Source organism: Xanthomonas sp. NCPPB 2864 (assembly GCF_056675615.1).
This window is the reverse complement of sequence record NZ_JBWWVS010000001.1, coordinates 341,035-364,303: the sequence shown is the minus strand read 5'-3', so window position 1 is coordinate 364,303 and position 23,269 is coordinate 341,035. Positions and strand designations below refer to the sequence as shown.

The 23,269-nt window shown below is 65.7% G+C and carries 16 protein-coding genes; 5 read left to right on the top strand and 11 right to left on the bottom strand.

Annotated features, from left to right (window positions below; genetic code table 11):
• Window positions 1–760: 760 nt before the first annotated feature.
• Both AC1KVE_RS01410 and AC1KVE_RS01405 read right to left on the bottom strand, forming a co-directional pair.
• Window positions 761–1,702 carry a proline iminopeptidase-family hydrolase gene (locus AC1KVE_RS01410; RefSeq protein ID WP_481091996.1) on the bottom strand — a complete coding sequence of 314 codons (942 nt, stop codon included), beginning with the start codon at window positions 1,700–1,702 and terminating at the stop codon, window positions 761–763.
• A gap of 249 nt (window positions 1,703–1,951) precedes the next feature.
• Window positions 1,952–2,716: a LuxR family transcriptional regulator gene (locus AC1KVE_RS01405; RefSeq protein WP_024938727.1), complete on the bottom strand. Its 765-nt coding sequence runs from the start codon at window positions 2,714–2,716 to the stop codon at window positions 1,952–1,954.
• A 195-nt stretch (window positions 2,717–2,911) separates the two neighbouring features.
• On the opposite strand from AC1KVE_RS01405, the gene AC1KVE_RS01400 reads away from it, so the two are divergent.
• From AC1KVE_RS01400 to AC1KVE_RS01385, 4 genes are all read left to right on the top strand, one after another.
• Window positions 2,912–4,297, top strand: a complete 1,386-nt coding sequence (locus tag AC1KVE_RS01400; RefSeq protein WP_228911510.1) for an APC family permease — start codon at window positions 2,912–2,914, stop codon at window positions 4,295–4,297.
• A 450-nt stretch (window positions 4,298–4,747) separates the two neighbouring features.
• The gene (locus AC1KVE_RS01395) at window positions 4,748–6,145 is read left to right on the top strand and encodes a trypsin-like serine peptidase (RefSeq protein ID WP_065032591.1); all 1,398 of its coding nucleotides are present in this window, start codon (window positions 4,748–4,750) and stop codon (window positions 6,143–6,145) included.
• Window positions 6,146–6,372: 227 nt separating this feature from the next.
• A complete protein-coding gene (locus AC1KVE_RS01390; protein WP_024938724.1) occupies window positions 6,373–6,777 on the top strand; it encodes a hypothetical protein in 405 nt (134 codons plus the stop codon).
• A 248-nt stretch (window positions 6,778–7,025) separates the two neighbouring features.
• On the top strand, window positions 7,026–8,033 hold the full coding sequence (locus AC1KVE_RS01385; protein WP_184613355.1) for an MBL fold metallo-hydrolase: 1,008 nt from the start codon (window positions 7,026–7,028) through the stop codon (window positions 8,031–8,033).
• A gap of 472 nt (window positions 8,034–8,505) precedes the next feature.
• Here AC1KVE_RS01385 and AC1KVE_RS01380 read toward each other — a convergent pair whose 3' ends face one another.
• The 6 genes from AC1KVE_RS01380 to soxR form a co-directional block, all read right to left on the bottom strand.
• Window positions 8,506–10,023, bottom strand: coding sequence for a tryptophan halogenase family protein (locus AC1KVE_RS01380; RefSeq protein ID WP_478202704.1), 1,518 nt, complete (start codon window positions 10,021–10,023; stop codon window positions 8,506–8,508).
• Between the two features lie 175 nt (window positions 10,024–10,198).
• Complete coding sequence (locus AC1KVE_RS01375) at window positions 10,199–11,236, bottom strand: cupin-like domain-containing protein (RefSeq protein WP_481091997.1); 1,038 nt, start codon at window positions 11,234–11,236, stop codon at window positions 10,199–10,201.
• Between the two features lie 4 nt (window positions 11,237–11,240).
• Window positions 11,241–12,002, bottom strand: coding sequence for a SapC family protein (locus AC1KVE_RS01370; protein ID WP_046346016.1), 762 nt, complete (start codon window positions 12,000–12,002; stop codon window positions 11,241–11,243).
• A 439-nt stretch (window positions 12,003–12,441) separates the two neighbouring features.
• Window positions 12,442–15,600 (bottom strand): TonB-dependent receptor, encoded by a 3,159-nt coding sequence (locus tag AC1KVE_RS01365; protein ID WP_054591471.1) that lies wholly within the window; start codon window positions 15,598–15,600, stop codon window positions 12,442–12,444.
• A gap of 794 nt (window positions 15,601–16,394) precedes the next feature.
• Window positions 16,395–18,386 (bottom strand): M1 family aminopeptidase, encoded by a 1,992-nt coding sequence (locus tag AC1KVE_RS01360; protein ID WP_481091998.1) that lies wholly within the window; start codon window positions 18,384–18,386, stop codon window positions 16,395–16,397.
• A gap of 203 nt (window positions 18,387–18,589) precedes the next feature.
• On the bottom strand, window positions 18,590–19,036 hold the full coding sequence (gene soxR / locus AC1KVE_RS01355) for a redox-sensitive transcriptional activator SoxR (protein ID WP_481092057.1): 447 nt from the start codon (window positions 19,034–19,036) through the stop codon (window positions 18,590–18,592).
• 100 nt (window positions 19,037–19,136) lie between these two features.
• On the opposite strand from soxR, the gene AC1KVE_RS01350 reads away from it, so the two are divergent.
• Complete coding sequence (locus tag AC1KVE_RS01350) at window positions 19,137–20,507, top strand: MFS transporter (RefSeq protein ID WP_481091999.1); 1,371 nt, start codon at window positions 19,137–19,139, stop codon at window positions 20,505–20,507.
• A 568-nt stretch (window positions 20,508–21,075) separates the two neighbouring features.
• Here the strand turns inward: AC1KVE_RS01350 and AC1KVE_RS01345 are convergent.
• The 3 genes from AC1KVE_RS01345 to AC1KVE_RS01335 are packed head-to-tail and all read right to left on the bottom strand — an operon-like array spanning window position 21,076 to window position 23,236.
• Window positions 21,076–22,242 carry a glutathionylspermidine synthase family protein gene (locus tag AC1KVE_RS01345; protein WP_481092000.1) on the bottom strand — a complete coding sequence of 389 codons (1,167 nt, stop codon included), beginning with the start codon at window positions 22,240–22,242 and terminating at the stop codon, window positions 21,076–21,078.
• A gap of 1 nt (window position 22,243) precedes the next feature.
• Window positions 22,244–22,819, bottom strand: coding sequence for a DUF1190 domain-containing protein (locus tag AC1KVE_RS01340; RefSeq protein WP_024938714.1), 576 nt, complete (start codon window positions 22,817–22,819; stop codon window positions 22,244–22,246).
• Window positions 22,820–22,831: 12 nt separating this feature from the next.
• Window positions 22,832–23,236, bottom strand: a complete 405-nt coding sequence (locus AC1KVE_RS01335) for a DUF350 domain-containing protein (RefSeq protein ID WP_005995053.1) — start codon at window positions 23,234–23,236, stop codon at window positions 22,832–22,834.
• Window positions 23,237–23,269 lie beyond the last annotated feature (33 nt).

The following is a 23,269-nucleotide window of genomic DNA, read 5'->3' as shown; positions in this document are numbered from 1 at the left end:
AAAGCGGTGCGTGGGGGCCGCATTCTTCGCGCGATTTAACACATAAAACAATTATCCATCACTGAAACTTTGACGCACCACGGTGTTCTCCGTGCAGGACATGCAAAAGAGACAGCACGAGACACCCGGGACAGGACACCATTGTGGCGTGCACGGTGTTTTGCTCTGTATGCAGATGTGTTTTTCATGCATGCAAACGCAGGCCGATGCCGGTTCGCTCACGCGCGCTTTCGACCGCAGTTGCTGGTGGCAAATGCGTTTCTAAGCATCGAAGTGCAACACGCAATGCTGCGCGGTGGTCACTGCACACGAACGTGTGTTGTGAGCGTCATTGGTGCGTAGCAGCAGCGCCATCGCAGGCACATGCGGTTTGCGAGGTTTGTGTGGTTTACACGGCATTTGATGCCGAGTTGCAGAAGACGATGCGTGCTTGCGCTTTTGGATCAATCGCGGCGGTTCGCGAGCGCTGGCGCTACGCCCAGCCTCTCAAAGATGTCAGGCCGCTTCGGTCCGACCACGTGTGCGTCAGGTGGTGTGCGACCATAGCTGGCAATCCGCATTGGATGTGTCGGCTCAACGACACGCGGTTGAGGCACAGCTGCGTGTATCAACACGACTGCTCTTCACGACCACTCTTCGAACCTTGCCCGCACGATGCGCAAGCAAGGCAGCGCATGCTCAATCGCGACGCGTCGCAGCTGCGCACCGCAGCCGGGCACGCTCAGCTTCACGGCACTTACATACACCCCACCCCATCCACTCAAACAGCGCGGCTGGCCTGCAGGGAGGCATGCACCAGCTGCTCGCCGGGCCACGGCGTCTGGTCGTCGAGGAAGTTGCCGACCAGGCGCATGCACGCCGGGCGTTCTTCCACATGCGGCATATGGCTGGAATTGGCGAACACATGCCACCGCGCGTCCGGAATCAGGCGTGCGTACGGCTCCACCGTTTCCGGTGTGGCCTCATCGTACTTGCCCGACAGCACCAGCGTGGGCGCGTTGATGCGATGCAGGCGCTCGATGATGCTCCAGTTGCGCAGGCTGCCGACCACGTGGAATTCGGTCGGGCCGTTCATGGCGTGATACACGGTCGGGTCGGCATCGATGGCGGCGAAGGTGCGCGCCACTTCGGCAGGCCACGGCAGCACGCGGCAGACGTGCTGGGCGTAGAACACCTGGCTTGCGGCGCGATAGGCCGGGTCGTCCAGGGTGCCGGCCGCTTCGTGCGCGTCCAGCGCCGCCTGGATGTCCTCGGGCAGGCGCGCACGCAGCCGCAGCGCCGCAGCGCGCCACAAGCCCATCGATGCCGGGGAGTTGGCGATCACCAGCGCACGCAAGCCAGCCGGCCGCCGCACCGCATGCTCGGCCGCCAGCATCCCGCCCCAGGACTGCCCGAGCAGCGCGTATTGCGACAGTCCCAGCTGCATGATCAATGCCTGCAACTCGTCCAGAAACAGCCCCACCGTCCAGAAACCGGGGTCTGCATCGGGAAGATGGGTGGACTTGCCGTTGCCGAGCTGGTCGTAATGGATCACCGCGCGGCCATTGGCTGCCAGGTCCTTGAAGCTGTCCACATAGTCATGGGTGCAGCCGGGGCCGCCGTGCAGCACGATCAGCGGGCAGGCGTCGCTGCGCAGGTCGCCGGTGATGCGGTACCAGGTCCGGTACCCACGGAATTCGACGTAACCCTCGGTGGACTGCATGACCTGCGCCTGCTAACGGCAAGAATGAGCGCCGAGCCTAGCGAGGCAACCGCCGCGCGTTAACTGGCAAAACTCCCAGGTTCGTGGCGCTTTCGAAGCTCGGGTCCGGCTGCGCGGGCGGCCGGGCGCATCATCGGTCGCCAGGACGGGCACCAACCCGTGCAGCGATTGCACCTGCCGATCACAAACTTCCACCACAGGGAAATCGCCTATCGCGGCTTGCCGTCGCAGTCGCTGAACACGCCGCGCTTACGGCTCCAGCAATCGATAGTGCATGCCGCGCACGACGGCCTCGACGCGATTGCGCGCACCCAGCTTGCGCGCTGCCGAGTTCAGATGCAGGTTCACCGTGGCCGTGGAACGGTTGAGCGCAGCGGCGATGCTCTTGGCTGTCAGCCCTTTTGCCGAATACTGCAGGCATTCGCGCTCGCGGCGGGTCAGCGCGATGTGGTGGCAGCGGCGTTCCTGCGGATCGAGCAGTTCCTGCGCGCGTGCCTGGAAGGTATGCGCCAGCAGCAGGAATGGCGACAGCTGCGCTTCGGCCAGCCGTGGCGCCTCGGCCGCGACCGCATCGACCGCAGCGCTGAATGTCGCGAACGCGCCACCCGGCAGGTGCAGGGGCACGGTGACACCGGTTCCCATACCGCTATCGCACAGATAACGCGTGACCTGCCGATGCTGGCTGCCGACGTATTCTACGCCCTCCATCTCGCCGTCGCTGCGGTAGGACCACACAAATGGCGTGGTGCGGCGCGTCGCACGCTGCTGCACCGGGTCGTGCTGGTAATAGCCGTGCTCGCACCAGATGTGCTGCATGTCGCCCGGCGCATTGCGCTGCATGAACACCGACGGGGTGATCAATGCCCCTTCCAGACTCAGCGGGACCGGCGCGTAGTCGTAGACCAGGGACTGGAAGCCCAGCCCGCAGACGTCGGCAAACACCCGGTCCAGGCAGGCATTGAGCGTGTGCAGCGCCTGCAGGTCGCGGCCCAGGCTGGCCAGAGTGTCGAACATGTGGGGTCCTTCGGTGTCGACGTACGCCGCTGGATGACATCCGGCATGGAAAACCTAGCATTTTTACCAATGGATGGGCTTGGCGGCCACATTATCGTCACAATGCCAGTCAGCTGGCTGCACTGCAGCATCGACCTGCAGACGCTCCCACGGCGCCTGCGTCGCGACCCGGCATCCCTTTCAGCGGACACCTGCATGACCGACACCCCCCGCCGCAACGATGCGGCCGCGCTGGAACGCTTTGGCTACACCCAGGAGCTCAAGCGGCAGCTGACGCTCAAGGACCTGCTGATCTACGGGCTGGTATTCATGGTGCCGACCGCGCCGTTCTCCATTTTCGGCGGCGTGTTCGACATCAGCGCCGGGATGGTGCCACTGACCTACCTGCTCGGCTTCGTGGCGATGCTGTTCACCGCCTTGAGCTACCAGCAGATGTCGCAGGCGTTTCCGGTCGCCGGCTCGGTGTATGCGTATGTGGGACGCGGCCTGAGCAGCGGCATGGGCTTTCTGGCCGGCTGGGCGATCCTGCTGGATTATCTGCTGGTGCCCACCCTGCTCTACGTGGTCGGCGCCAACGCCATGCACAACGTGTTGCCGGCACTGCCGCAACCGGCGTGGATCGCCTTCTTCGTGGTGCTCAACACGCTGGTCAACCTGCGCGGCATTGAAACCACCGCGCGTGCCAATCGCTTCTTCCTCTACGCGCAGCTGGTGGTGCTGGCGGTGTTCGTGGTGCTGGCCAGCCTGGCGATCCAGCGTGGCGTCAATGGTGCGCACTGGAACCTGCGTCCGTTCTACAACCCGCAGGCCTTTTCGCCGCAGCTGATCTTCAGCGCCTTGTCGGTGGCGGTGGTGTCGTTCCTGGGCTTCGATGCGATCTCCACGCTGTCCGAAGAAGCCCGTGGCGGCAATCGCGTGGTCGGGCGCGCGACCCTGCTGGCGCTGTTGCTGGTGGCGGGCTTGTTCGTGCTGCAGACCTGGCTGGCCGCGCTGCTGCAGCCCACCCTGCAACGCTATCCCGACGCGCAGGCCTCCAACGATGCGTTCTTCGAGATCGGGCGCCTGATCGCCGGGCCGTGGTTGCAGATCGTCATTGCGCTCACGGTCGCGATCAGTGCGGCGATCGCCAACGCGTTGGTGGCGCAGGCCGCCACCTCGCGCCTGTTGTTCGCCATGGCGCGCGACCGCCAGCTGCCGGCCTTTCTGCGCTACATCCATCCACGCACCGGCGTGCCGCAGCGCGCCATTCTGCTGGTGGCAGGCCTGAGCATGGTGCTGGGCGAAGTCTTCGTCGGACAGATCGCGCTGCTGTCCTCGTTGTGCAATGTCGGTGCGCTGACCGCCTTCATCCTGTTGCACGTGGCGGTGCTGTGGCATTTCCGCGGACAGGGCCGCCGCGTGCTGTTGCATGTCGCCACGCCGTTGATCGGCATCGTGATCCTGGCCTATGTGCTGATCAATGCCGACCAGCATGCACAACTCGGCGGCACGGCCTGGATGGTGGTCGGACTTGCAGTGCTGGGGTTTTTGAAAGCCAGCGGTCGCTCGACCGACTTCCGCGCCAGCGACGCGTTGGAATAATCCGTCGCGAGCCGATATGCAGCCTTGCTGCTGGCTGCCGGCGTGCGTCGACATGCCTGCTTGCAGGGACGTAGCGCGCGCCTTGTTAAAGCCCGCCAAGGTTATGCGCAGTCGCCATCCCGCATGCAGCGTAGCTACCTGCATCGCCTGACAGCTTGATCAAGGCGGCGCTGCCGGTGCGCTGCGCGACCGCAGTTGCCGCAGGTAGAGCGGCGTACGTGTTGCAGATATGCGGCGCCATGCGCATGCGCAACGCCACTGGCAGGCGCGCACACGTCAACTGCTGCGTGCAAAACACGATGATCTTTTTATCGACCGCCAATCTCTGAACGAGATTTTCAGCACATATTCAGCTTTAAACATTCGCTAGTCTCGTTCGGCGCCAACGATGGCGCCCGCTCGCTGTGGCCCCCGCCGCAGCCTGTCGTTCCCTGACGAGAAGGACTACCCATGAATCGCAAGAATGCCTTGTACCTGGCGCTGTTTTCCGCCGTTTCCGGCGCTGCACTGGCAACGCCGCCGACCGAAATGGATGCGGCACCGGTGAGTACCGCGCCGCAGGCGGCCAAGCTCGGCGCAGCGACGTTGCAGTCGGCAAGTCTGCGTGGCGGCATCCTGCCCACGCGTGTGGTGCAACTCACTGCGCCCACCAGCACCGAGATCGGTCGCGTGCGTGAGCGTCGCATCGCACAGGTCAAACATGGGCAGCCCTTGCAGATCGGGTTTTCGCGCGCGGTTGCCAAGCCTTTGGTGAATCTGGCCACGCTTGATTGGCAGATGGCCAAAGACGGCTCACGCGTGGCGACCTTGAAGGTCGGCTCCGCGCAGGCGGCCTCGCTGCGTGCATCGCTGATCCTGCGTGGTGCCGGCGCCACGCCGGGCGATCCGTCCAAGGTGACGCTGCGCTTTGCCGGCGACGATGGCCGGGTGTTCGAGCAATCCGGTGCCAGCTTCTCCGCCAGCGGCGACGCCATCGGCTGGTCGCCGACCGTCAGCGGCGAGAATCTGTTGGTGGAGCTGTCGCTGCCGGCCGGCCAGTATCCGGAGAACTTCAGCTTGAGCATCCCGCAGCTGTCGCACCTGGACATCAGCCCCACCGCCAGCGCGCGCGACATGATGACCATCGCCATCGGCGAGAGCGACTCCTGCCAGAACGATATCGTCTGCCGCGCCAATCCCACCGCCGGCTTCACCAATGCCGCAAAGGCGGTGGCGCGCATGGTGTTCACCACCAGCCAGGGCTCGTTCCTGTGCACCGGCACGCTGCTCAACAACACCAACTCGCCCAAGCGCAACCTGTTCTGGACTGCAGCGCATTGCATCAGTACGCAGACGGTCGCCAACACACTGCAGACCTACTGGTTCTACGACGCGGCCACCTGCAACGGCAATACCGCCAGCTCGCAGGCCACCACCTTGACCGGCGGTGCATTCCTGCGCCACGCCAACACCACGCGCGATACCGCGTTGCTGGAGCTGAAGACCGCACCGCCAAGCGGCGCATTCTATGCGGCATGGAACAGCGCGGCGATCGGCGCGACCGGCACCTCGATCGTCGGCATCCACCACCCGTCCGGCGACGTCAAGAAGTATTCGCTGGGCACCGTCAACGGGCTGAGCACCAGCATCGACGGCAAGAGCCCGCTGTACCGTGTTGTCTGGAACGATGGCGTCACCGAGGGCGGCTCGTCCGGCTCGGGCCTGTTCACCGTCGCCAGCGGTGGCGCCTATCAGCTGCGCGGCGGTCTGTATGGCGGCTACTCGTTCTGCACCGCGCAGACCGATCCGGATTACTACTCGCGCTTCTCGGACGTGTATTCCAGCATTTCCACCTACTTCGGCCCGTAAGCGGGTGATGCGCGTGGCAGGCGGGTAGCGCCTGCCACGTGCGACTGCGCTTGGCCTGTGCAGAGTGTGGTCGATTGTTTGATGTGCTGTGTGGATCGATCTGTACGGGTTGATGTTTTGTGCGCTGACCTTTGGACCCCATCGGTCACGCGCGTCAGTCGTCATGCACTTCATCTGCAGTGCCCGGATGATGCAGACTTGGCAGCTCGTCCTTCACCTGGATCGGCATGCCCGTTCAACGCACTCCTTGTGTCATCGCCGCAGCTGCACTCCTGGCCTTGTCGCTACAGGTCACCGCCCATGCAGCCGGCAAACCCGCCAATCGCGACGACGTCAAGGCCTACGCGCTGCAGCTGTGCCTGGACAACAACTATGAGCGTAGCGGCAAATACACCGCCGACCAGCTGCGCGATCGTTCGTATCTGCTGACGACCTACGCGCTCGACAATGCCAAGACCGGTGCCACCGACCGCCTGCACCGTTTCGTGGCCGAGCAGACGGCAGACTTCCATCGCGCCGAAGTGCCGATGAAGGACGAAGCCCGCCGCGGTCCGTTCAACAGGATCTTCGCGCAATGCATGGCGTTTTATCGTTCGCCTGCGTTGAACGCGTTCATTGCACAGGAACTCTGAAGGCAATCGATGCAAACCCACCGTTGGAAGGCAACGGATGGATCGGCGTGGCCGATTCGGTGCGGGCCATCGGATCGAGCAGTACACCCACCGCGTGCGTCGCAGTTGCAGCTCTGCTGCATCGGGCGTGGGCATGCCAGTGCCGAGGTTTGCGTGAGCCATTCGCAAACCCGGCAGCCCCACGCTAGTCTGAGGCACTTCCACGCCCCGCCTGGCACATCCTCTTCCCCGCTTTGACAGGAGCCGTCATGTCCGCCGCTTCGCCACGCCCTTCCCGTCGCCAGGTGCTGCGCATCGCGCTGGCAGCGGCCACGCTGAGCGTGACGAGCCAGCTCGGTGCCGCACTGCGGCGCGCACCGAAGGAAGACCCTGCGCCGTCAGACCCGGCGTCACCGGCACCCTTCCCGGCCAAGGGCAGCGTGCTGGTGCTGCTCGGCACCAAGGGCGGCCCCACGCCATCACCGCTGCGCGCCGCGGCCGCCAATGCGCTGGTTATCGACGGGCAGCCCTACCTGATCGACTGCGGCAATGGCGTTGCACAGCAATTGGCCAAGGCCGGCGTCCGCCTGCCTGCGCTGCGCGACATCTTCCTGACCCATCACCACTCCGACCACAACGCCGACCTGCTCAACGTGGTCTGGCTGGCGTGGGCCAGCGGACTGCAGACGCCGGTGCATTTGTACGGCCCGCCCGGTATCGCCAGGATGGTGGATGCCTTTGTCGAGATGAATGCCATCGACATCGATGCGCGCATCCGCGAAGAAGGCCGCCCGCCGTTCAAGCAGCTGATCCATGTGCACGAGTTCGACCAGCCCGGCACGGTGCTGCAGAACGACCAGGTCACCGTCACCGCGACGCTGGTGGATCACTACACGCTCAAGCCGGCGTTCGCCTACCGCTTCGCCGCGCGCGACCGCACGGTGGTGTTCTCCGGCGATACGCGTTACCTGCCTGCACTGGCCGAATTCGCGAGGGACACCGACATCCTGGTGCACGAGGTGATGTATCTGCCCGCGCTGGAAAAGATGCTCAAGACCAACGATAACGCACCGACCTTGCTCGACCATCTGCTCAAGAGCCATTCCACCAGCGAAGAAGTGGGCAAGATCGCTTCAGCAGCCAACGCAAGGATGTTGGTGCTCAATCACTTTGTGCCTGGCGGCGACCCGACGATCACCGATGCGATGTGGAGCGAAGGCGCGCGCAAGCACTACGCCGGGCCGATTGTGGTCGGCAAGGATCTGATGCGCTTGTAGAGAAGCAGCCGGGCACTGCAGCGATGGATCCGGCTGCGCACTGTCATCAGCGCATTCGACCCGTATCCGGCGGTGATATCGCCAATCGCTATCAAGCGGCACGCAATCACCAGACATCGTGCAGAGCGGGCATGGCACAGCAGGCGACACTGGATCTGTGGTCTCGTGTGCCCAAGAGCGGCTAACACGTAGCAAGCAGTCGCCAGGTGGACGTGGACGGCGCGCTCGGAACCGGGGTGGAAGGGCGCGACGAGCGTTTCCGGTGACGCTCAATCGAATCGCGCGCAAGCGCGCTCCTACATTGGTCTGGCACGCGCCGACGGCCCGTACCGCCCTGCCTTGCCGACTGTGCGGAGCATGCCGCCCGTGCCGTGACGCGTTGCCGAGCCGGGCCAGGACCTGCTGGCGCCGTGCCGGTTGTGGGCAGCGGCTGCGCCTGCCTGCCGGCGGCGCCCCAGCGTTGCCAGCCGCTCTACGTCAGCACCGGACTGCGCAGGCCCCACACGCCCGCACCTGCCTTGCAATACGCGTCGATAAACGCCTGCTGCGACGGCATCTGCTCCACCGCGTGCCGGATCGGCTGGGCGATGCCGTCCAGCAGGCGACGCAGGTCGCGATCGGACAGTGCGCGCGCCAGCGGATGATGCTGCTCGGGCGCGATGCCCTGCCCCATCAGCACATGGGTCCAGGAGTCGACGCGGAACAGTTCATCGGCCGCTTGCCAGGCATGTGCGCGTTCGCGCCAGGCGCGCAGGCGTAGCGCCAGCGATTCGGGCAACTCCATCGCGCGGCATTGCCGCCATAGCGGTTCCTCGCGCTGGGTGGCGTGGTAATGCAGGATGATGAAGTCGCGCACATGTTCCATTTCGGCGCGGCTGATGTCGTTGAACAGCTCCACCTGCGAGGGCGCAATGCCATCGGCCGGGAACAAGCTGATCAGGCGCACCACGGCGGCGATGGTGAGATGGATGCTGGTGGATTCCAGCGGCTCGATAAACCCGCTGGCCAGGCCCAGCGACACCACGTTCTTGTTCCAGGCCTTGAGGCGGCGGCCGGTGCGGAACGGCACCAGCCAGGGGTCTTTCAGCGCAGGCGCGGCCACATCGCGCAGCAACTTGGCATGCGCCTCGTCGTCGGACAGGTGCTTGCTGGAAAAGACCAGACCATTTCCGACCCGGTGCTGCAGCGGGATATGCCAGCGCCATCCGGCTTCGTGCGCGATGGCGCGGGTATACGGCACCGGCGGGCCAAGCGCTTCGGTCTGCACCGCAACGGCGCGATCGCACGGCAACCAATGGCTCCAGTCTTCGTAACCGGTGTGCAACGCCTGCTCGATCAGCAGGCCGCGAAAACCGCTGCAATCGATGAACAGGTCGCCCTCGAGCACCTGCCCGTCTTCCAGCAGCAGGCTGGCGACATCGCCACTCTCTGGCTGCAAGGTCACCTGCTGGATCCTGCCCTCGATACGCCTGACGCCACAGGCTTCGCTGCGCGTGCGCAGGAACCTGGCATACAGTGCGGCATCCAGGTGATAGGCATAGTTGACCGCAGGCTCGCGCAGCAAGGCGAAACGATCGACGCGCGAAGCCACGGTTTCCAGGCAGTAATCGCCAAAGCTGCCTGGCATGCCGCGGCGCTGGCTCTCCAGCCACAGATGGTGGAAGGCGCACACCAGCGTGCTTTGCCCGGTGATGCCGAACGGATGAATATAGCGCTCGCCCTGGTGGCGCCAATGCTCGAAGGAGATCGACAACTTGAAGGTGCCGGCTACCGCGCGCAGGAACTCCTGCTCGTCGATCTGCAGGAAGCGATGGAAGCTGCGGATCGGCGGCACCGTGGATTCGCCCACACCCACGGTACCGATCTGCTCGGACTCGACCAGCGTGATCTCCAGCAGCTCGCGGAATTGATGCGACAGTGCGCAGGCGGCGATCCAGCCGGCGGTGCCGCCGCCGGCGATGACGACCTTGCGAATCGGGGCCTGGCTCACTGCGCGCTCCTGGGTGATGGATCCGGGGTGAGGTCTTGATTGATCGTCTGGACAACGCAGGTGGACCACAGGGAGCGGAACGCGTGAGTGGCACCTGCCAATGCCGCACATCGGCCCTGCCCGCCCGGCAGCTGCGCAGTTGTCCGGCCAGTGGCCTTGGAGCCGATCGCGCGCATCAGCGGTTGAGCCTGCCGAGCAATAGCGCGCGCAGCTGTCGCGCCAGCGTGGGGTCGATCGGGCCCAGCGCATGCCGTGCCTGCTCGGGCAGGTGCTCGCCCGCGCGCTCGGCAGGGCCGAACACGTAGTAGTCGAACAGGGCGCGCCAGGCCTCCTTCTCCGCTGCCGGGCGGTCGCGGATGGCCCACAGCGCGTGATACAGCGCGGGCATGGGCGACGGCAGATGCGCGGGCACACTGCTCCACCAGTAGTTGACCAGCACGTTGAAGGGCTGCAGCGATTGCACGTGATGCCACCACATGCCGGGAATGAACACTGCATCGCCCGGCTCCAGCACGACGGTGCGCGCCTGCGCCAGCGCCTGGGCGAAGCGTGGATACCGCAGCAGATCCGGATTGGCGATATCCACCATGCTCACGACCTGCCCGCCCGGCGTGGGATCCAGCGGGCCGGGATACAGGTTGGCCACCTGCTCGGGCGGAAACAGCGTGAAGCGACGTTGCCCCACCGTGCAGCAGGCCAGGTTGTTGGGCGCATCGTAGTGGCAGGAAGCAATGACGCGATTGCCGATCCAGATACTCGGCTGCACCGCGATGCCGCTGGCGGCGAAATCCAGATCATTGCCTGCGCGCAAGCCCGGGAGATTGTCGTCAATAGGCAACGACGCCAGATAATACGTGGGCGGCTGCGGGTCGTCGCGATGCGTCACGATCGCCTCTAGCAAGCTGCTCAAGCTGCCGCGCTGCACCTCGAAATTCAGCGCACTGCAATCGTCGGTATAGAACGGCCGGCCGGCGATCTCCGGGCCGCCGCGGGAATACTGCAGGGGGCGCCCACTATCGTGCGCGCGCAGCAGCGCCATCGCCTCCTCGGGGCTGCGCCGCCCGGCCTGCACCAGCGACCAGTCGCGTGCGACGCCACGCAGCACCACCGGCTCGGCGGCATCGCACAGCGCGGCAAGCGGCAGCGCGTCGGGGTGGCAATCGCTGCGCTCGGCGACGGCCGCGAGGGAGGAGAAGGCTGCGCCGGTCGTCATGCGCTCAGGCGAACGCAGCAGTCGCAGACGCAGTGTGCGCCTGCTGCAGGCGGCGCTGCTTCTCGGCCATCAGCCGACGCACGTTGTGCAGCGAGGCCAGCATCAGGAACGCAGCCTCCAGATAGCCGGCCCGATGCAGTTGCTGCAACGAGGACGCATCGAGTGCGGCAAGCCGCTCGCGGTCGATGGCGAACAGGCCTTCCAGCTTGGTGGCGTGGGTGGCATCCAGCGTGACATCCAGCTGCACCGGCTGGATCAGCCCCAACGCATCCAGTGCGGCCGCCATCGCCTGGCCGGCATCCACACCGTCGCGGATGCCGCGCAATACACCGATGATGTGCTCCAGGTACGGGCTATGGCCGCCCTGCGGCAGAAAGACCGCCTCGCCTTCGTGACGGCTGATGCGCGGGTGCTCCAGATCGACGTGGATCACCGGCTCCTGCACCAAGGCGCCCTCGATGCGCTGCTCCTGGAAGCCGATCAGGAACGGGCCCTTGGCGACGATGCCGGGCAGATAGCTGGCAGTCCAACGGCCGTCCTGCAGGAACAGATTCTCGTCCTGTGCAAAGCCCAGCAGCGCCACCGACTGGTAGCCGCCGGTGGCTGGATCCTTGCGAAAGAACAGCGGGTACTCGCGCTGCAGCTCGGCGTATTCGGTGACGAACGCCGGCACCAGGCCCAGCGCATCGCCGAACTCGGCACCGAAGCGCAGCACGACGCGCAGATCGTGATGCGCCACATTATTGAGCACTGCGTATCGCGTCATCTGAAACTCCAACGGTGCTCCGCCACGGAGTACCGCATTGCGTGGAATGCGTCGATCGCGCGGCCAGGTACCGCACTTGCTGGTGGCGAGCATTGCCAAAAAGCGGCAGGCCGGCAAGCGGCACAGCAGCATCGGGGCCAGGCCTGCAGCAACCTATATCGCCGGTGTGACTCGGCGGCCGTGTGTGGGTGCAAGCAAGCGCCGCGTGTGCCGGCGACACCAAGGGATGCGCGGCGGCATCCAGCTCGCGCCTGCGGTTGCGGCCGCCGGACCGGTGCGCAGGCTGACGACTCGATGCGGCCACGTGGCGCAGCCAGCGAACGCTCGCCGGCCGCCTTCGAAAAAGCGCGCGGCTGGCCCGCACCAGCCTGCACGTCGGCATCTGCCCCACCAGGCACCGGCTGCGCTCACCGGGAGGGAAGTGAGCGCAGCCGGTGGGTCAGAACGCGTAACGCACACCCAGCGTGTAGCGTGGCTGCTGGTCGATCAGGCGGATGATCTGCTTGTCCGAGCGCCCATGCCAACGCACGTCTTCGCCGGTGAGGTTGATCGCCTCAAAGCCCACGGAAAGTTGCTTGCTGAAGCTGTAGCTGACGCTCAGGTCCCACTGCTGATACGCCTCGACGTAGTACGGATTGCGGTTGGCATTGTCCTGGTTGGCGGCGATCAGATACTCGTCGCGCCAGTTCCAGGCCAGACGCGCGCTCCAGCCGTATTTTTCGTACATCAGCATCACGTTGGCGGTGTCGCTGAGGCCAAGCAGCGCGAACTGGTCGCGATCGATCACAGTGTTGTCGAAGCCCACATCGCCTTCGACGATGGTGTAGTTGGCGTAGATGCCGAAGCCGGTGCTGTCGAAGAAGTACTGCCCGCCCAGTTCCCAGCCGTGGATGTTGGCCTTGTTCTGGTTGACCGGGCGCGACACGTCGAACTGATACAGCGGATCGGAGGCATTGCCGACGATGTCGTAGGCATTCTCCAGTGCCAGGCTCTGCGCCGAGCTGCCGTTGTAGGCGGCCAGCCCGCCGGTGGCCGCGGCATTGCGCAGCAGCGCCATCGCCGCAAACAGCGAGGTGTCGTTGGCCGAGCACGCCGCCGCGACGTCGTTGCCGGAGGCGCCCACCTGCGCCGCACAGGCGCCGCTCTGCAGGAACGCCAGCGCGGCCTGGGCGTCAGGGCCGGAGGTGGGATCGCTCAGCCCGTACAGGGATTCGCGCGAGACCGTGTTGCCGATGAAGTTGCTGACGCGCTTGTTCCAGAACGTGGCCGACACGTAGCTGGCATCGGCGAAGTACCACTCCAGCGCCAGATCGAGGTTGTCCGATTCCAGCGGGTCCAGTTGCGGGTTCTGCGAGCTGCCGCCGGCACGGTTGGACGGATTGATCAGGATCGAGCCATTGGGCGTATTCGGCGTCGGGCCGGCGATCAGGTTGTTGTAGGGCGCGCGTGCGATGGTCTGGCCGAACGAGGCGCGCCCCTTCAGCTGATCGGAGATGTCGATGCTGAAGTCCAGATTGGGCAGGATGTAGTTGTAGCTGGTCTTCTCGCTGAAGGGCTGCTGCTCGGTGGAGCGCAACAGCTGGAAGTCGTTGTTGGCTTGCCACAACAACGCCGTGGGCGTGGCCACCTGCGAGGTGGATTCCACATCGGTGCGCTCGTAGCGCAAGCCCAGCCGCGTATTGGTGGTCATGCCGGAGATGTCACCCTTCAGTTCCAGCTGCACGTAGGCAGCGCGGGTCTTCTCTTCCACCTGGTTGTCGGCGCTGTATTGCGGGTTGTAGCGGGTGGTGGCGCCGTACTGGCTGCCACCCCACAGCGCCAGCTGATCGGCATCGCCGCGCCATGCATTGGGCGCGGCGCCATTGGCGTTGAAGTCCTTGAACATGCCGGTGATGCTCACCGGCCGCAGCAGCGCCTGCATGCCGGGCTCGTTGCCGGCGTTGGCCACGCCCCAGTCACCCAGCGTGGAATTGGTGTCGCTGGTGAGCCGGTTCATGGTGGTATTGGCGGTACTCACGCCGAACTGGAAGCGCCCGTCCTCGAAATCGAAGGTGCCGTCCATGCGGCCTTCCTTGATCTCGGTGACCTGCGATTGATAGAAGATGCGCAGGACCTGCGAGCCAAGCTCGGCGGGGGTGAAGTCCGGGTTGAGCACGCCGTTGGTGCCGGCCAGGGAATCGGCCGCGGTGGGATACCAGGTGCGTGCGCCAATCGGCAGGCCATTGTTGAAGCGCAGCTCCTGCCCCCATTGACCGCCGCAGGACGGGCCGTTGCTGCAGTTGTTGGTGCCGGCGAAGCTGAAGTACGTGGCGCTGCCGCCGGTGACCGGGTCGTTGGGCAGGCTCTTGGTCTTGGAGTTGTGCGCATCGAAGGACAGCTGGAAGCGGTCGCTCACCTGCCAGTCGGCATTGAAGCCGAGCGAGCCGAGCGTGTACTTCTGCTCGTTGCGCTGCTGCTCCATGCCGAAGTCCTTGGCGCCGTTGGGCACGTCGCGCAGGTACACCGGGGTGGCCACCGCCTGGCCGGTGTCGAAGGTCAGATCGGTGAAGCTGTTGGCGCGCTGCAGCCAGATGCCCTGCTCGCCGCGCTCTTCGCGGATTTCGTTGGACGAATAGGTGTAGTCCAGGGTCAGGGTCAGGCTGTCGCTGGGCGCGAACTGCATCACCGCCTGGCCATTGGTGCGCTCGCGCTGGAAGTCGGCAAAGGCATAGCGCAGATCGTTGGGCATGCCGTACAGCTGGCCGATCGCCGGCGCGTTGGTCACCACCGCATCCGGGCGCAGGGCCGGGTCGGTACCGGTCCAGCGCTGGATGTTCCAGGTGTTTTCGGTGGCCTGCACCGAGCCGCCATGGCGCTTCTGGTAACTGCCGCTCAGGCCGATGCCGAAGGTCTTGTCGGGATTGGTATAGCTGAAGATGCCGGAGACTTCAGGAGTGAGCGAATCGCCGAACGGCTGCGAACGATCCGACACCATCTTGGCGCCGGCATTGGCCACCACGCCTTCGTGATTGAACGGCTTGTCGGTCTGGATGTTGATGGTGGCGCCGATGCCGCCGCTGGGCGCGGTGGCACGGCTGGTCTTGAACACCTCGATGCCGGTGATGGCTTCGGAGGCGAGCTGGGCGAAGTTGAACGCGCGCGTGCCCACATCCACACCACCGATCGGGGTCTGGCCCGGCGCGCCGAACGCATCGGCACCGGGAATCAGGCGGCCGTTGAGGGTGACGGTGTTGAACTGCGGGCCGAAGCCGCGCGCGGTGACCTGCGCGCCTTCGCCATCGCGGCGCTCGATCGAGATACCGGTGATGCGTTGCAGCGACTCGGCCAGATTGGTATCGGGAAATTTGCCGATGTCTTCGGCGCTGATCGCATCCACCACGCCGGCAGCATCGCGCTTGATGCCCATCGACTGATCCAGGCTGCTGCGGATGCCGGTGACATTGACCGCATCCAGGGTGGTGGCGGTTTGTGCGCCGGACTGCGGTGGCGGCACCTGCTGCGCGGTAACGTCCTGCGCAAAGGCGGGGTTGATCACCAGGATGCCACCGACGAAGGTAAACATGGCCTTCGACTTGAACTTGCTCAACGTACGACGCATCGATCTATCCTCGGGTCTGGAGTCCAACACCCACGGCCGTGGTCGCGGAATGCGACGCGGCGCTTGCCTGGCCACGCGCCTGGACGGCACGCGACATACATCCCTGCACAGCACTTGCTCTGATCCGCCGCCTCGACTGCCGGCGCATCCCCCCTGATGCAAGCCATGTGCGTGCCACGTCCTCACGGACGCGCCGTGCACCTGGCGCTGTACCGCACCTGCGACTGCCTTCCCAACCAGTACGCCCTGCACCACGTGTCTCGCCCTGCGCCTCTGCATGCAACCGCGTACCAGCGGGCAATGCAGGACTGATAGCGCTAACACGGGCCGCAGCCTAGTCACGCGTGGCGGGGCTTGTCACCGTGCGTTGCAGCAAACACACCAAGCCACATGCAGACACAAAACACCGCGTGCGCTTGAGTCCGCAGCGCGAAAGCAGGCGCAGCGTGGCTGTAAGCGTTACCAGCCAGTGATGGCGATAACTACGCCGCAACGGCGCAGTTGCATGTCGTCGCCTGGCCGCAGCAACACCATACGAAGCAGTTGCGCAAAGCAGCGCGAGAATCGCAGCGCGGCCGCCTTCAACGGCGATGTGCTGAGGCGCACACGCGTGGCAGTGGACGCCGATGCGGGCACGTCATTGCGCGCTTGCGCGCGACATCGGACTGCAGGGCGCAACGAAAAAACGGCGCAATCGCTGCAATCGATTGCGCCGCTGGTGACGGTGAACCGCATGGGCGGAACGCCCGCAGCATCTGCGCCATTGCAGCGCAGACGCCAGCGATCGGCAGCCGCTAGCCGATCGTATCGACCTGGTTGTCGCCACGCTGGGCATCGGGCAACACATGGTCCGGATCCAGCGTCACATGCAGCACTTTCTGCGTGGTCGGCAGCGTCAGCTTGGGCGCGGTGTTCTGCAGCCAGGTTTCCACCGGCACGCGGCGGTCCAGATGGCTGCCGTCGGCCAGGTCCACCCGCACGGTGACCGGCATCACCAGTTTCTGGCGGCTGCGCAGCGTGAGTTGCAGGCCCTTGGCAGGATCGTGATCGACGTAATGGGCCTCGCTGATCCCCATGTCCAGCTGCCAGTTGTTGAGATACCAGCCGCGCCACCACCAGGCCAGATTCTCGCCACTCTCGCTTTCCATCAGCCGGAAGAAATCCGACGGCGTCGGGTGCTTGTAGGCCCAGGTCGCGATGTATTTGCGAAAGGCCGGATCGAAACGCTCCGGCCCCAGGATCTGCTCGCGTAACAGCACCAACCCCAACGCGCCCTTGAAATAGGTCAGCGAATGCCGGTAGGTCTCGCTGGTGGAATCGGCGTTGTCCATCAATGTCGGCGCACCGGCATCGGCCAGCAGCGGCAGGATTTCGTCGACCGGGTTGCCGCCCTTGGGCGCATATTCCGAATCGCGCTTGGGCGCGTACTCGCCCTTGTTGAAGGCATCGGATGCATAGACGTCGATGAAGGTGTTGAAGCCTTCGTCCATGAACGCGTGGCGGCGCTCGTTGGAGCCGACGATCATCGGGAACCAGGTGTGTCCGATCTCGTGCGCGGTGATCCAGAACAACTCCTTGCCGCTGTCTTCGAAACCGTCGAAGACGATGCCCGGATACTCCATGCCCGCACCGTACCCGCCCAGGTTGATCGCGGCCGGCCATGGATACGGGTACCACTGCGAGAAATGTTCGATCGCGCCCTTGACGTATTCGGTGGAGCGGTTCCACTTGTCCGCGCCCACGCCCTCCAGCGGATACACCGACATCGCCAGCGACTGCTTGCCGCCCGGCAGCTTGATGCGCGCGGCATCCCACACGAACGCAGGCGAGGCGGCAAACGCGACATCGCGGGTGTTGTCCATATGGAAGCGCCAGGTGCGCGTGGCGTTTCCCGCAGGTTTGGCAGCGCGCGCGCTTACTTCCTCGGGCGTGCGGATCAGCACCGTACGATCGCTGCTGCGTGCCTGCTGCAGGCGTTGCTGCTCGCTGCGGCTGAGCACCTCGGCCGGATTGGTCAGCGCGCCGGAACCGGCGACCAGGAAGCCCTCCGGCACGGTCACCGCGTAGTCGAAGTCGCCGTACTCCAGATAGAACTCCGAGCCCAGATACGGCTGCGTGTCCCAGCCGCGCAGATCGTCGTAGACGGCCATGCGCGGATACCACTGTGCAATCTCGTAGATCTCGCCCTGCTTGCTGGCACTGACCGCAGTGCGCCCGCCCCAGGTGCCCGGAATCGTGTAGCGGTAGCGGACATGCACGGTCAGCGCCTTGCCCTGCCCGGCCAACGGCTGCGGCAGGTCCACCCGCATGCGGGTGTCGTCGACGACGAAATGCGCAGGCTGGCGACGCCCTCCATCGTCGATCTCGACACTGGCGATCTGCATGCCGTCGGTGAACTGGGTGCGGCGCGACGGCCGGCTGGCGGCAGCGCGCGCATCGGCGCGGTAGATGTTCTGGTCCAGCTGCAGCCACAGCACGTCCAGCGTGTCCGGGCTGCGGTTGGTGTAGTGGATCGCCGCCTCGCCGGTGAGCGTGTGGGTCGCCGGGTCGATGCTGGCGTTGAGGCTGTAGTCGGCACGGTTCTGCCAGAACAGCGGGCCGGGGACGCCGCTGCCGCTGCGGTAGGCGTTGGGTGCATCGGGCAGTTGCAGCGGTGCGAACAAGGCCAGCGGATCGAAGACGCTTGCCGGCGCGGCGGCGCTGGTGGCGGGCGCGGCGTGCGCGGACGAGGTGATGCATGCCAGCGACAGCGCAACGGCGAGCGAACGGCGCAAGGTGGGGAACATGCGTGAAGTCCTGCGGCGGAGGGGATCCCCATCCTACGGTCGCCTTCGCCAGGCACGGCACTGCCATTGGTCCCGGTTGCGGCATCGAACTTCTCTCGGCGGTGACAGGCTGCCCGGGGCGCAGCAGCCGCGGCCCGCGCGCGATCTGCAGATGCCGATCGCACCAGCCCTGCCCTGGCGGCGGCTAGCCCGCGCTTGCCACCTCAATCGGCAGCAAGCCGCGACAAGCGCAACGCGCCATCCCCACCCTCGGCCAGCGCATCGCCCGGGTTGCTCAACCGGCAGCGGCGCAGCGACAGACAGCCGCAACCGATGCAGTCGGTGAGCTGGTCGCGCAGGGCCTGCAGCTCGGCGATGCGCGCATCCAGTTGCCCGCGCCAACGTGCCGACATGCGTGCCCATTCCGCACGCGTGGGCGTGCGCTGGTCCGGCAGCACCGAGAACGCATCCAGCACCTCCCGCAACGGCACGCCGAGCCGTTGCGCCACGCGAATCACGGCGATGCGCCGCAGCACGTCGCGCGCATAGCGGCGTTGATTTCCGGCAGTGCGCAGGCTGCGGATCAGGCCCTTGCGCTCGTAGAAATGCAAAGCCGACACCGCCACGCCACTGCGCTTGGCCACCTCGCCCACGGACAACTCACGCTGCATTGCCTTGACCTCAACCTTGGTTGAGGCAGGATGCTGCGCGGCCATGACCGGTGCAAGCCCCGTGGTCATGGCTCTACACACTTCAGTTTCTGGATGCTCGATGCCCGCCGATACCGCCCTGCCCGCCACGCCACTCAATGAGGCCCAACCCACTTCCATCCTGGCCGCGCCGTATCGCGCCGCAACGCTGGGCATGGTGGCACTGGTATCGCTCAATGCCTTCGAATCGCTGGCGGTGGCCGCCGCCATGCCGACCGTCGCGCGCGAATTGAATGGCTTGCCGCTGTATGCGCTGGCGTTCGGCGGCACCCTGGCGACCAGCGTGGTCGGCATGACCGCCGCCGGGCGCTGGAGCGACCGGCATGGCCCGGGCGGCGCGCTGGCCTACGGCCTGCTGTGCTTCGTGATCGGCCTGCTGGTGGCAGGGCTGGCGCCGAGCATGCCGGTGCTGATTGCCGGCCGCCTGCTGCAAGGCCTGGGGGCCGGCGCGTATTCGGTGGCGCTGTATGTGATCGTCGGGCGCCTGTATCCGGAAGCCTTGCGGCCCCGCGTGTTTGCCGCGTTCTCGGCCGGCTGGGTGGTGCCTTCGTTGATCGGGCCAGGCATCAGCGGATTGATCGTGCAGCACGTCGGCTGGCGCTGGGTGTTCCTGTCGGTGCCGCTGCTGGCGATACCGGCCGGGCTGATGCTGTGGCCGGCGATCCGCGGGCGCACCTGGTCCAGCGACACAGCCGGCGCGTCGCGTTCCGCGTTGCGCTGGGCGGTGGGTGCGGCCTTGGGCGTATTGGGCGTGTATCTGGGCGGGCAGCTGCACGGCACGAGCGCGTTGCTGGCGATGCTGCCGGCACTGGCGCTCACCGTGTGCTGCGCCTGGCAGCTGTTGCCGGCCGGCACGCTGCGGCTTGCGCGCGGGCTGCCCAGCGTGATCGCGCTGCGCGGGATCGCGGCGGCGGCCTTCTTCGGCTTCGAGGCGTTCCTGCCGTTGCTGCTGTCGCGCGAGCGCGGCCTGTCGCCGCTGCTGGCCGGCGTGGCGCTGAGCGTCGGCGCGCTGGGCTGGTTCAGTGGCTCCTGGTACCAGGGCCATAGCCGCGCCGGCTGGTCGCGCCCACGCCTGCTCACGACCGGTGCGTGCTTCATGTCGCTGGGCATCGTGATCAGCGCGGGAGCGGTGTGGCCGGTCATCCCGGTGCCGGTGGCGATTGCCGGCTGGGCGCTGACCGGCCTGGGCATGGGCCTGCTGTATCCGAGCCTGTCGGTGTTGACGTTGTCGCTGTCGCCGCCGGCGCAGCAAGGCGCCAACAGTTCGGCGCTGCAGTTGAGCGAGGCGATTGCGGTGGCCGGCATGCTGGCGCTGGCCGGCGCCTTATTCGCCGCGCTGCTGGCCTCGGCGACTGCAGCCGCCTACCTGAGCGTGTTCGCCCTGGCATGGCTGCTGGCGGTGGCGGGCCTGTTGGTGGCGCGGCGGGTGTAATGGGTGTGCGGTGTGCGCGGTGTATCGAAGCAAGAGAACACTGATCGCGAGGCTGACGTGTCGCGCTCAGTCGATGTGTATCGCCCGCATCGCATGCAGCGCGCGTACGGTCTGCACGATTTGCTGGATCCGCCTGCTCGGCACGTCGCGTTGGCATGACGCAAACCCGGCACATCTCATCGCCCACAGCGCAACCGACTTTGCCGATCCTGTCGAGATCGCTGCGATCGGGACCGGAAAAAACGTATCCGCGAGCGGCTGGTCATTTTTTCGCCACCCATCTTGACAGCGTTGCAGGCCGGGGCCTGCACCCACTTGTCCACAGCCTTGTGCAAGTTCCATCCACAGGGGGTGTGGAAAACCTGCGCTGCGCGGCAGGCAGCGCAGGGCTTGCGCGTCACTGCAGCATGTGTCACGCGATACGGGGCAACAGCTGCCTCATACAGCGCGAGCCGTTACGTACAACCCGGCCATGCGGAAGCAGCGCTTTACTCACGACCACATGCAAGGGCGATCGCGCCACACGGCAGCGCCGCGTCGCAGCGGCGCTGCCTCACCCACTGCTGCATCAGTTCACGATCACGTGCGGCACGAAGCGCGAGGTGTCGCGGGTGATCGGACCACCGTCGTCGCGCATGCCCAGCCCGGCCGGACGATCGGCCACCACCCAGCTGCCGACCAGCGCGTGCCGGCCATCGAACACCGGCAACGGATGATGCGCCTGCAGGATCGCCGGCCCGTCCACATACGGGCCATCGGTCTGCGCAGCATCGCCCTGTGCGCTGACCAGGGAAATATTGGCGCCCTCGCGCGACAGCAGCGGCTTGCGTACCCAGCCTGCCGTGGGTGCTTCGCCGGTTTGCGCAAAGCGCGCCGGCAGCAGGTTGGGATGGCCCTGATGCCGCTCCCACAACAGCGGCAGGATGCCCTTGTTGCTCAGCACCGATTTCCACGCCGGCTCGATCAGGCGCATGCGGTTGGCGCACAATGCCGGGCCGAAGCGTTCTTCCATCATGAATTCCAGCGGATACAGCTTGAACAGCGTGTGGATCACCCGGTCCTGCTCATCGGTGAACCAGCCATCGGCGCTGAGGCCGATGTCTTCGATGGCCACTTCCTCGGTGCTGATGCCCACCTGATGCGCGCAGTCGCGCAGGTAGCGCACCGTGGCGCGGTCTTCCAGCGAATCGCGCACCGCGGAGAAATGCATCTGCGCACCGATCGCGCCATCCACCGCCAGCGCGCCCAGGGTTTCGCACAGCAGGTCCTGGATCAGGTTGTACTGATCGGTGCCCTTGGGCAGCGCACCGGCGGCGATCTGCTGTTCCAGCCACAGCCACTGGAAATACGCCGATTCGTACAGCGAGGTCGGCGTGTCGTAGTTGAGCTCATACAGCTTGGCCGGGCCGTTGCCGGCATAGGCCAGGTCCATGCGGCCGTACAGATGCGAATCGCGGTTCTTCCACGAGGTGGCGATCCAGTCCCAGTAGAACGGCGGGATCGCCAGCTGCGTCATCAGCTGCTCCGAGCCCACCACCTCGTCCACCAACTGCATCGCCATGTCGTGCAGTTCCTGCGTGGGCGCCTCGATGTCGTCTTCGATCTGCTGCAGCGTAAACGCGTAATACGCGCTTTCGTCCCAGTACCGCTCGCCGTCGATGGTGTGGAAATGGAAGCCGAGCGACTCGGCCTGCTCGCGCCAGTCCGGGCGCTCGGCAATTGCGATCCGTTGCATGTCAGCCGCCGTATCCGGAGCTGCGCCCGCCGCTACCGAACGAACTGCGCGCCGCCGCACTGGAGCCGAAACCCGAGCGCGACACGGTGATCGCCCGCGACGGCATGTCGATGGCGCCGCTGCGCCCGCGGACGGTGCCGACGCGGTTGCTGGCCAGATCGCCGTTGGGCTTGTAGTACCCGCCGCTGCGGTAATCGCGGTACAGCGGAATCGAGCCGCCATAGCGGTAGCCGCCACCACCGGTCATGTTGCCCAACGCGTAGCCCAGCAGGAACCCGCCCATCGGCGGGATCCAGCTCTGCTGGCCCTGCGCCGTCTGCACCGCCGTGCAACTGCCGAACTGCTCGTCGCACTCGTAGCGCGTATTGAAGCGCGGCGCGGCCTGCTGGTGCTTGGTCACCGCCTCGTCATAGGCCTTGAGGCACTGCTGGATATCGGTCTGTTCCTGCTTGATCTGGTAGCAGTCGGAGGCCGACTGCAGTACCACGCCGGTTTCCGGTTCGGAGCCGCAGCCGGTGACGAGGGCGGCCGGCAATGCGGCCATCAGGGTGAGCTTGAGATTGCGTGATCGCTTCATGCCTGCGCTCCGTTACGGCGTGATCGCCGCGGCATTGATCAGCCCGACCGCGATCGACACGCCGGCCGAAAAGATGCCGGCGGCGGTGACGTTGTCGGTGATCTGCCGCGAGATGCGCCCGGCCACCAGGTTGGCCAGCAGATACGCCACGACCTGGATGCCGCAGGCGACCGCGCCCCAGATCAGCGCATCGACCAGGCTCACCGAATGGGTGATGGCCGAATGCAGCGGCAATGCCACACCGATCAGGTTGCCGGCCAGGGCGGTGGCCGCAGCCACGTTGCCCTGCCGCAGCAGGGTGAAATCCTTGTGCGGGGTGACCAGGGTTACCAGCACCACCGCCACGATCAACACGCCCAGGCCGGTGCCGAAGTAGGAAAGAAACGCGAGAAAACTCTGCAGGTTGATCGGGTTCATGACAGGACCAGGGTAAGTGGAAGACGAGCGCGC

Bases quoted from the DNA above. Each gene is read 5' to 3' on its own strand.
- AC1KVE_RS01390 (WP_024938724.1), top strand. From the start codon at position 6,373: ATGCCCGTTCAACGCACTCCTTGTGTCATCGCCGCAGCTGCACTCCTG.
- AC1KVE_RS01405 (WP_024938727.1), bottom strand. From the start codon at position 2,716: ATGTTCGACACTCTGGCCAGCCTGGGCCGCGACCTGCAGGCGCTGCAC.
- AC1KVE_RS01350 (WP_481091999.1), top strand. From the start codon at position 19,137: ATGCCCGCCGATACCGCCCTGCCCGCCACGCCACTCAATGAGGCCCAA.
- AC1KVE_RS01345 (WP_481092000.1), bottom strand. From the start codon at position 22,242: ATGCAACGGATCGCAATTGCCGAGCGCCCGGACTGGCGCGAGCAGGCC.
- soxR (WP_481092057.1), bottom strand. From the start codon at position 19,036: ATGCAGCGTGAGTTGTCCGTGGGCGAGGTGGCCAAGCGCAGTGGCGTG.
- AC1KVE_RS01375 (WP_481091997.1), bottom strand. From the start codon at position 11,236: ATGACGACCGGCGCAGCCTTCTCCTCCCTCGCGGCCGTCGCCGAGCGC.
- AC1KVE_RS01360 (WP_481091998.1), bottom strand. From the start codon at position 18,386: ATGTTCCCCACCTTGCGCCGTTCGCTCGCCGTTGCGCTGTCGCTGGCA.
- AC1KVE_RS01400 (WP_228911510.1), top strand. From the start codon at position 2,912: ATGACCGACACCCCCCGCCGCAACGATGCGGCCGCGCTGGAACGCTTT.
- AC1KVE_RS01395 (WP_065032591.1), top strand. From the start codon at position 4,748: ATGAATCGCAAGAATGCCTTGTACCTGGCGCTGTTTTCCGCCGTTTCC.
- AC1KVE_RS01385 (WP_184613355.1), top strand. From the start codon at position 7,026: ATGTCCGCCGCTTCGCCACGCCCTTCCCGTCGCCAGGTGCTGCGCATC.
- AC1KVE_RS01365 (WP_054591471.1), bottom strand. From the start codon at position 15,600: ATGCGTCGTACGTTGAGCAAGTTCAAGTCGAAGGCCATGTTTACCTTC.
- AC1KVE_RS01410 (WP_481091996.1), bottom strand. From the start codon at position 1,702: ATGCAGTCCACCGAGGGTTACGTCGAATTCCGTGGGTACCGGACCTGG.
- AC1KVE_RS01335 (WP_005995053.1), bottom strand. From the start codon at position 23,236: ATGAACCCGATCAACCTGCAGAGTTTTCTCGCGTTTCTTTCCTACTTC.
- AC1KVE_RS01340 (WP_024938714.1), bottom strand. From the start codon at position 22,819: ATGAAGCGATCACGCAATCTCAAGCTCACCCTGATGGCCGCATTGCCG.
- AC1KVE_RS01370 (WP_046346016.1), bottom strand. From the start codon at position 12,002: ATGACGCGATACGCAGTGCTCAATAATGTGGCGCATCACGATCTGCGC.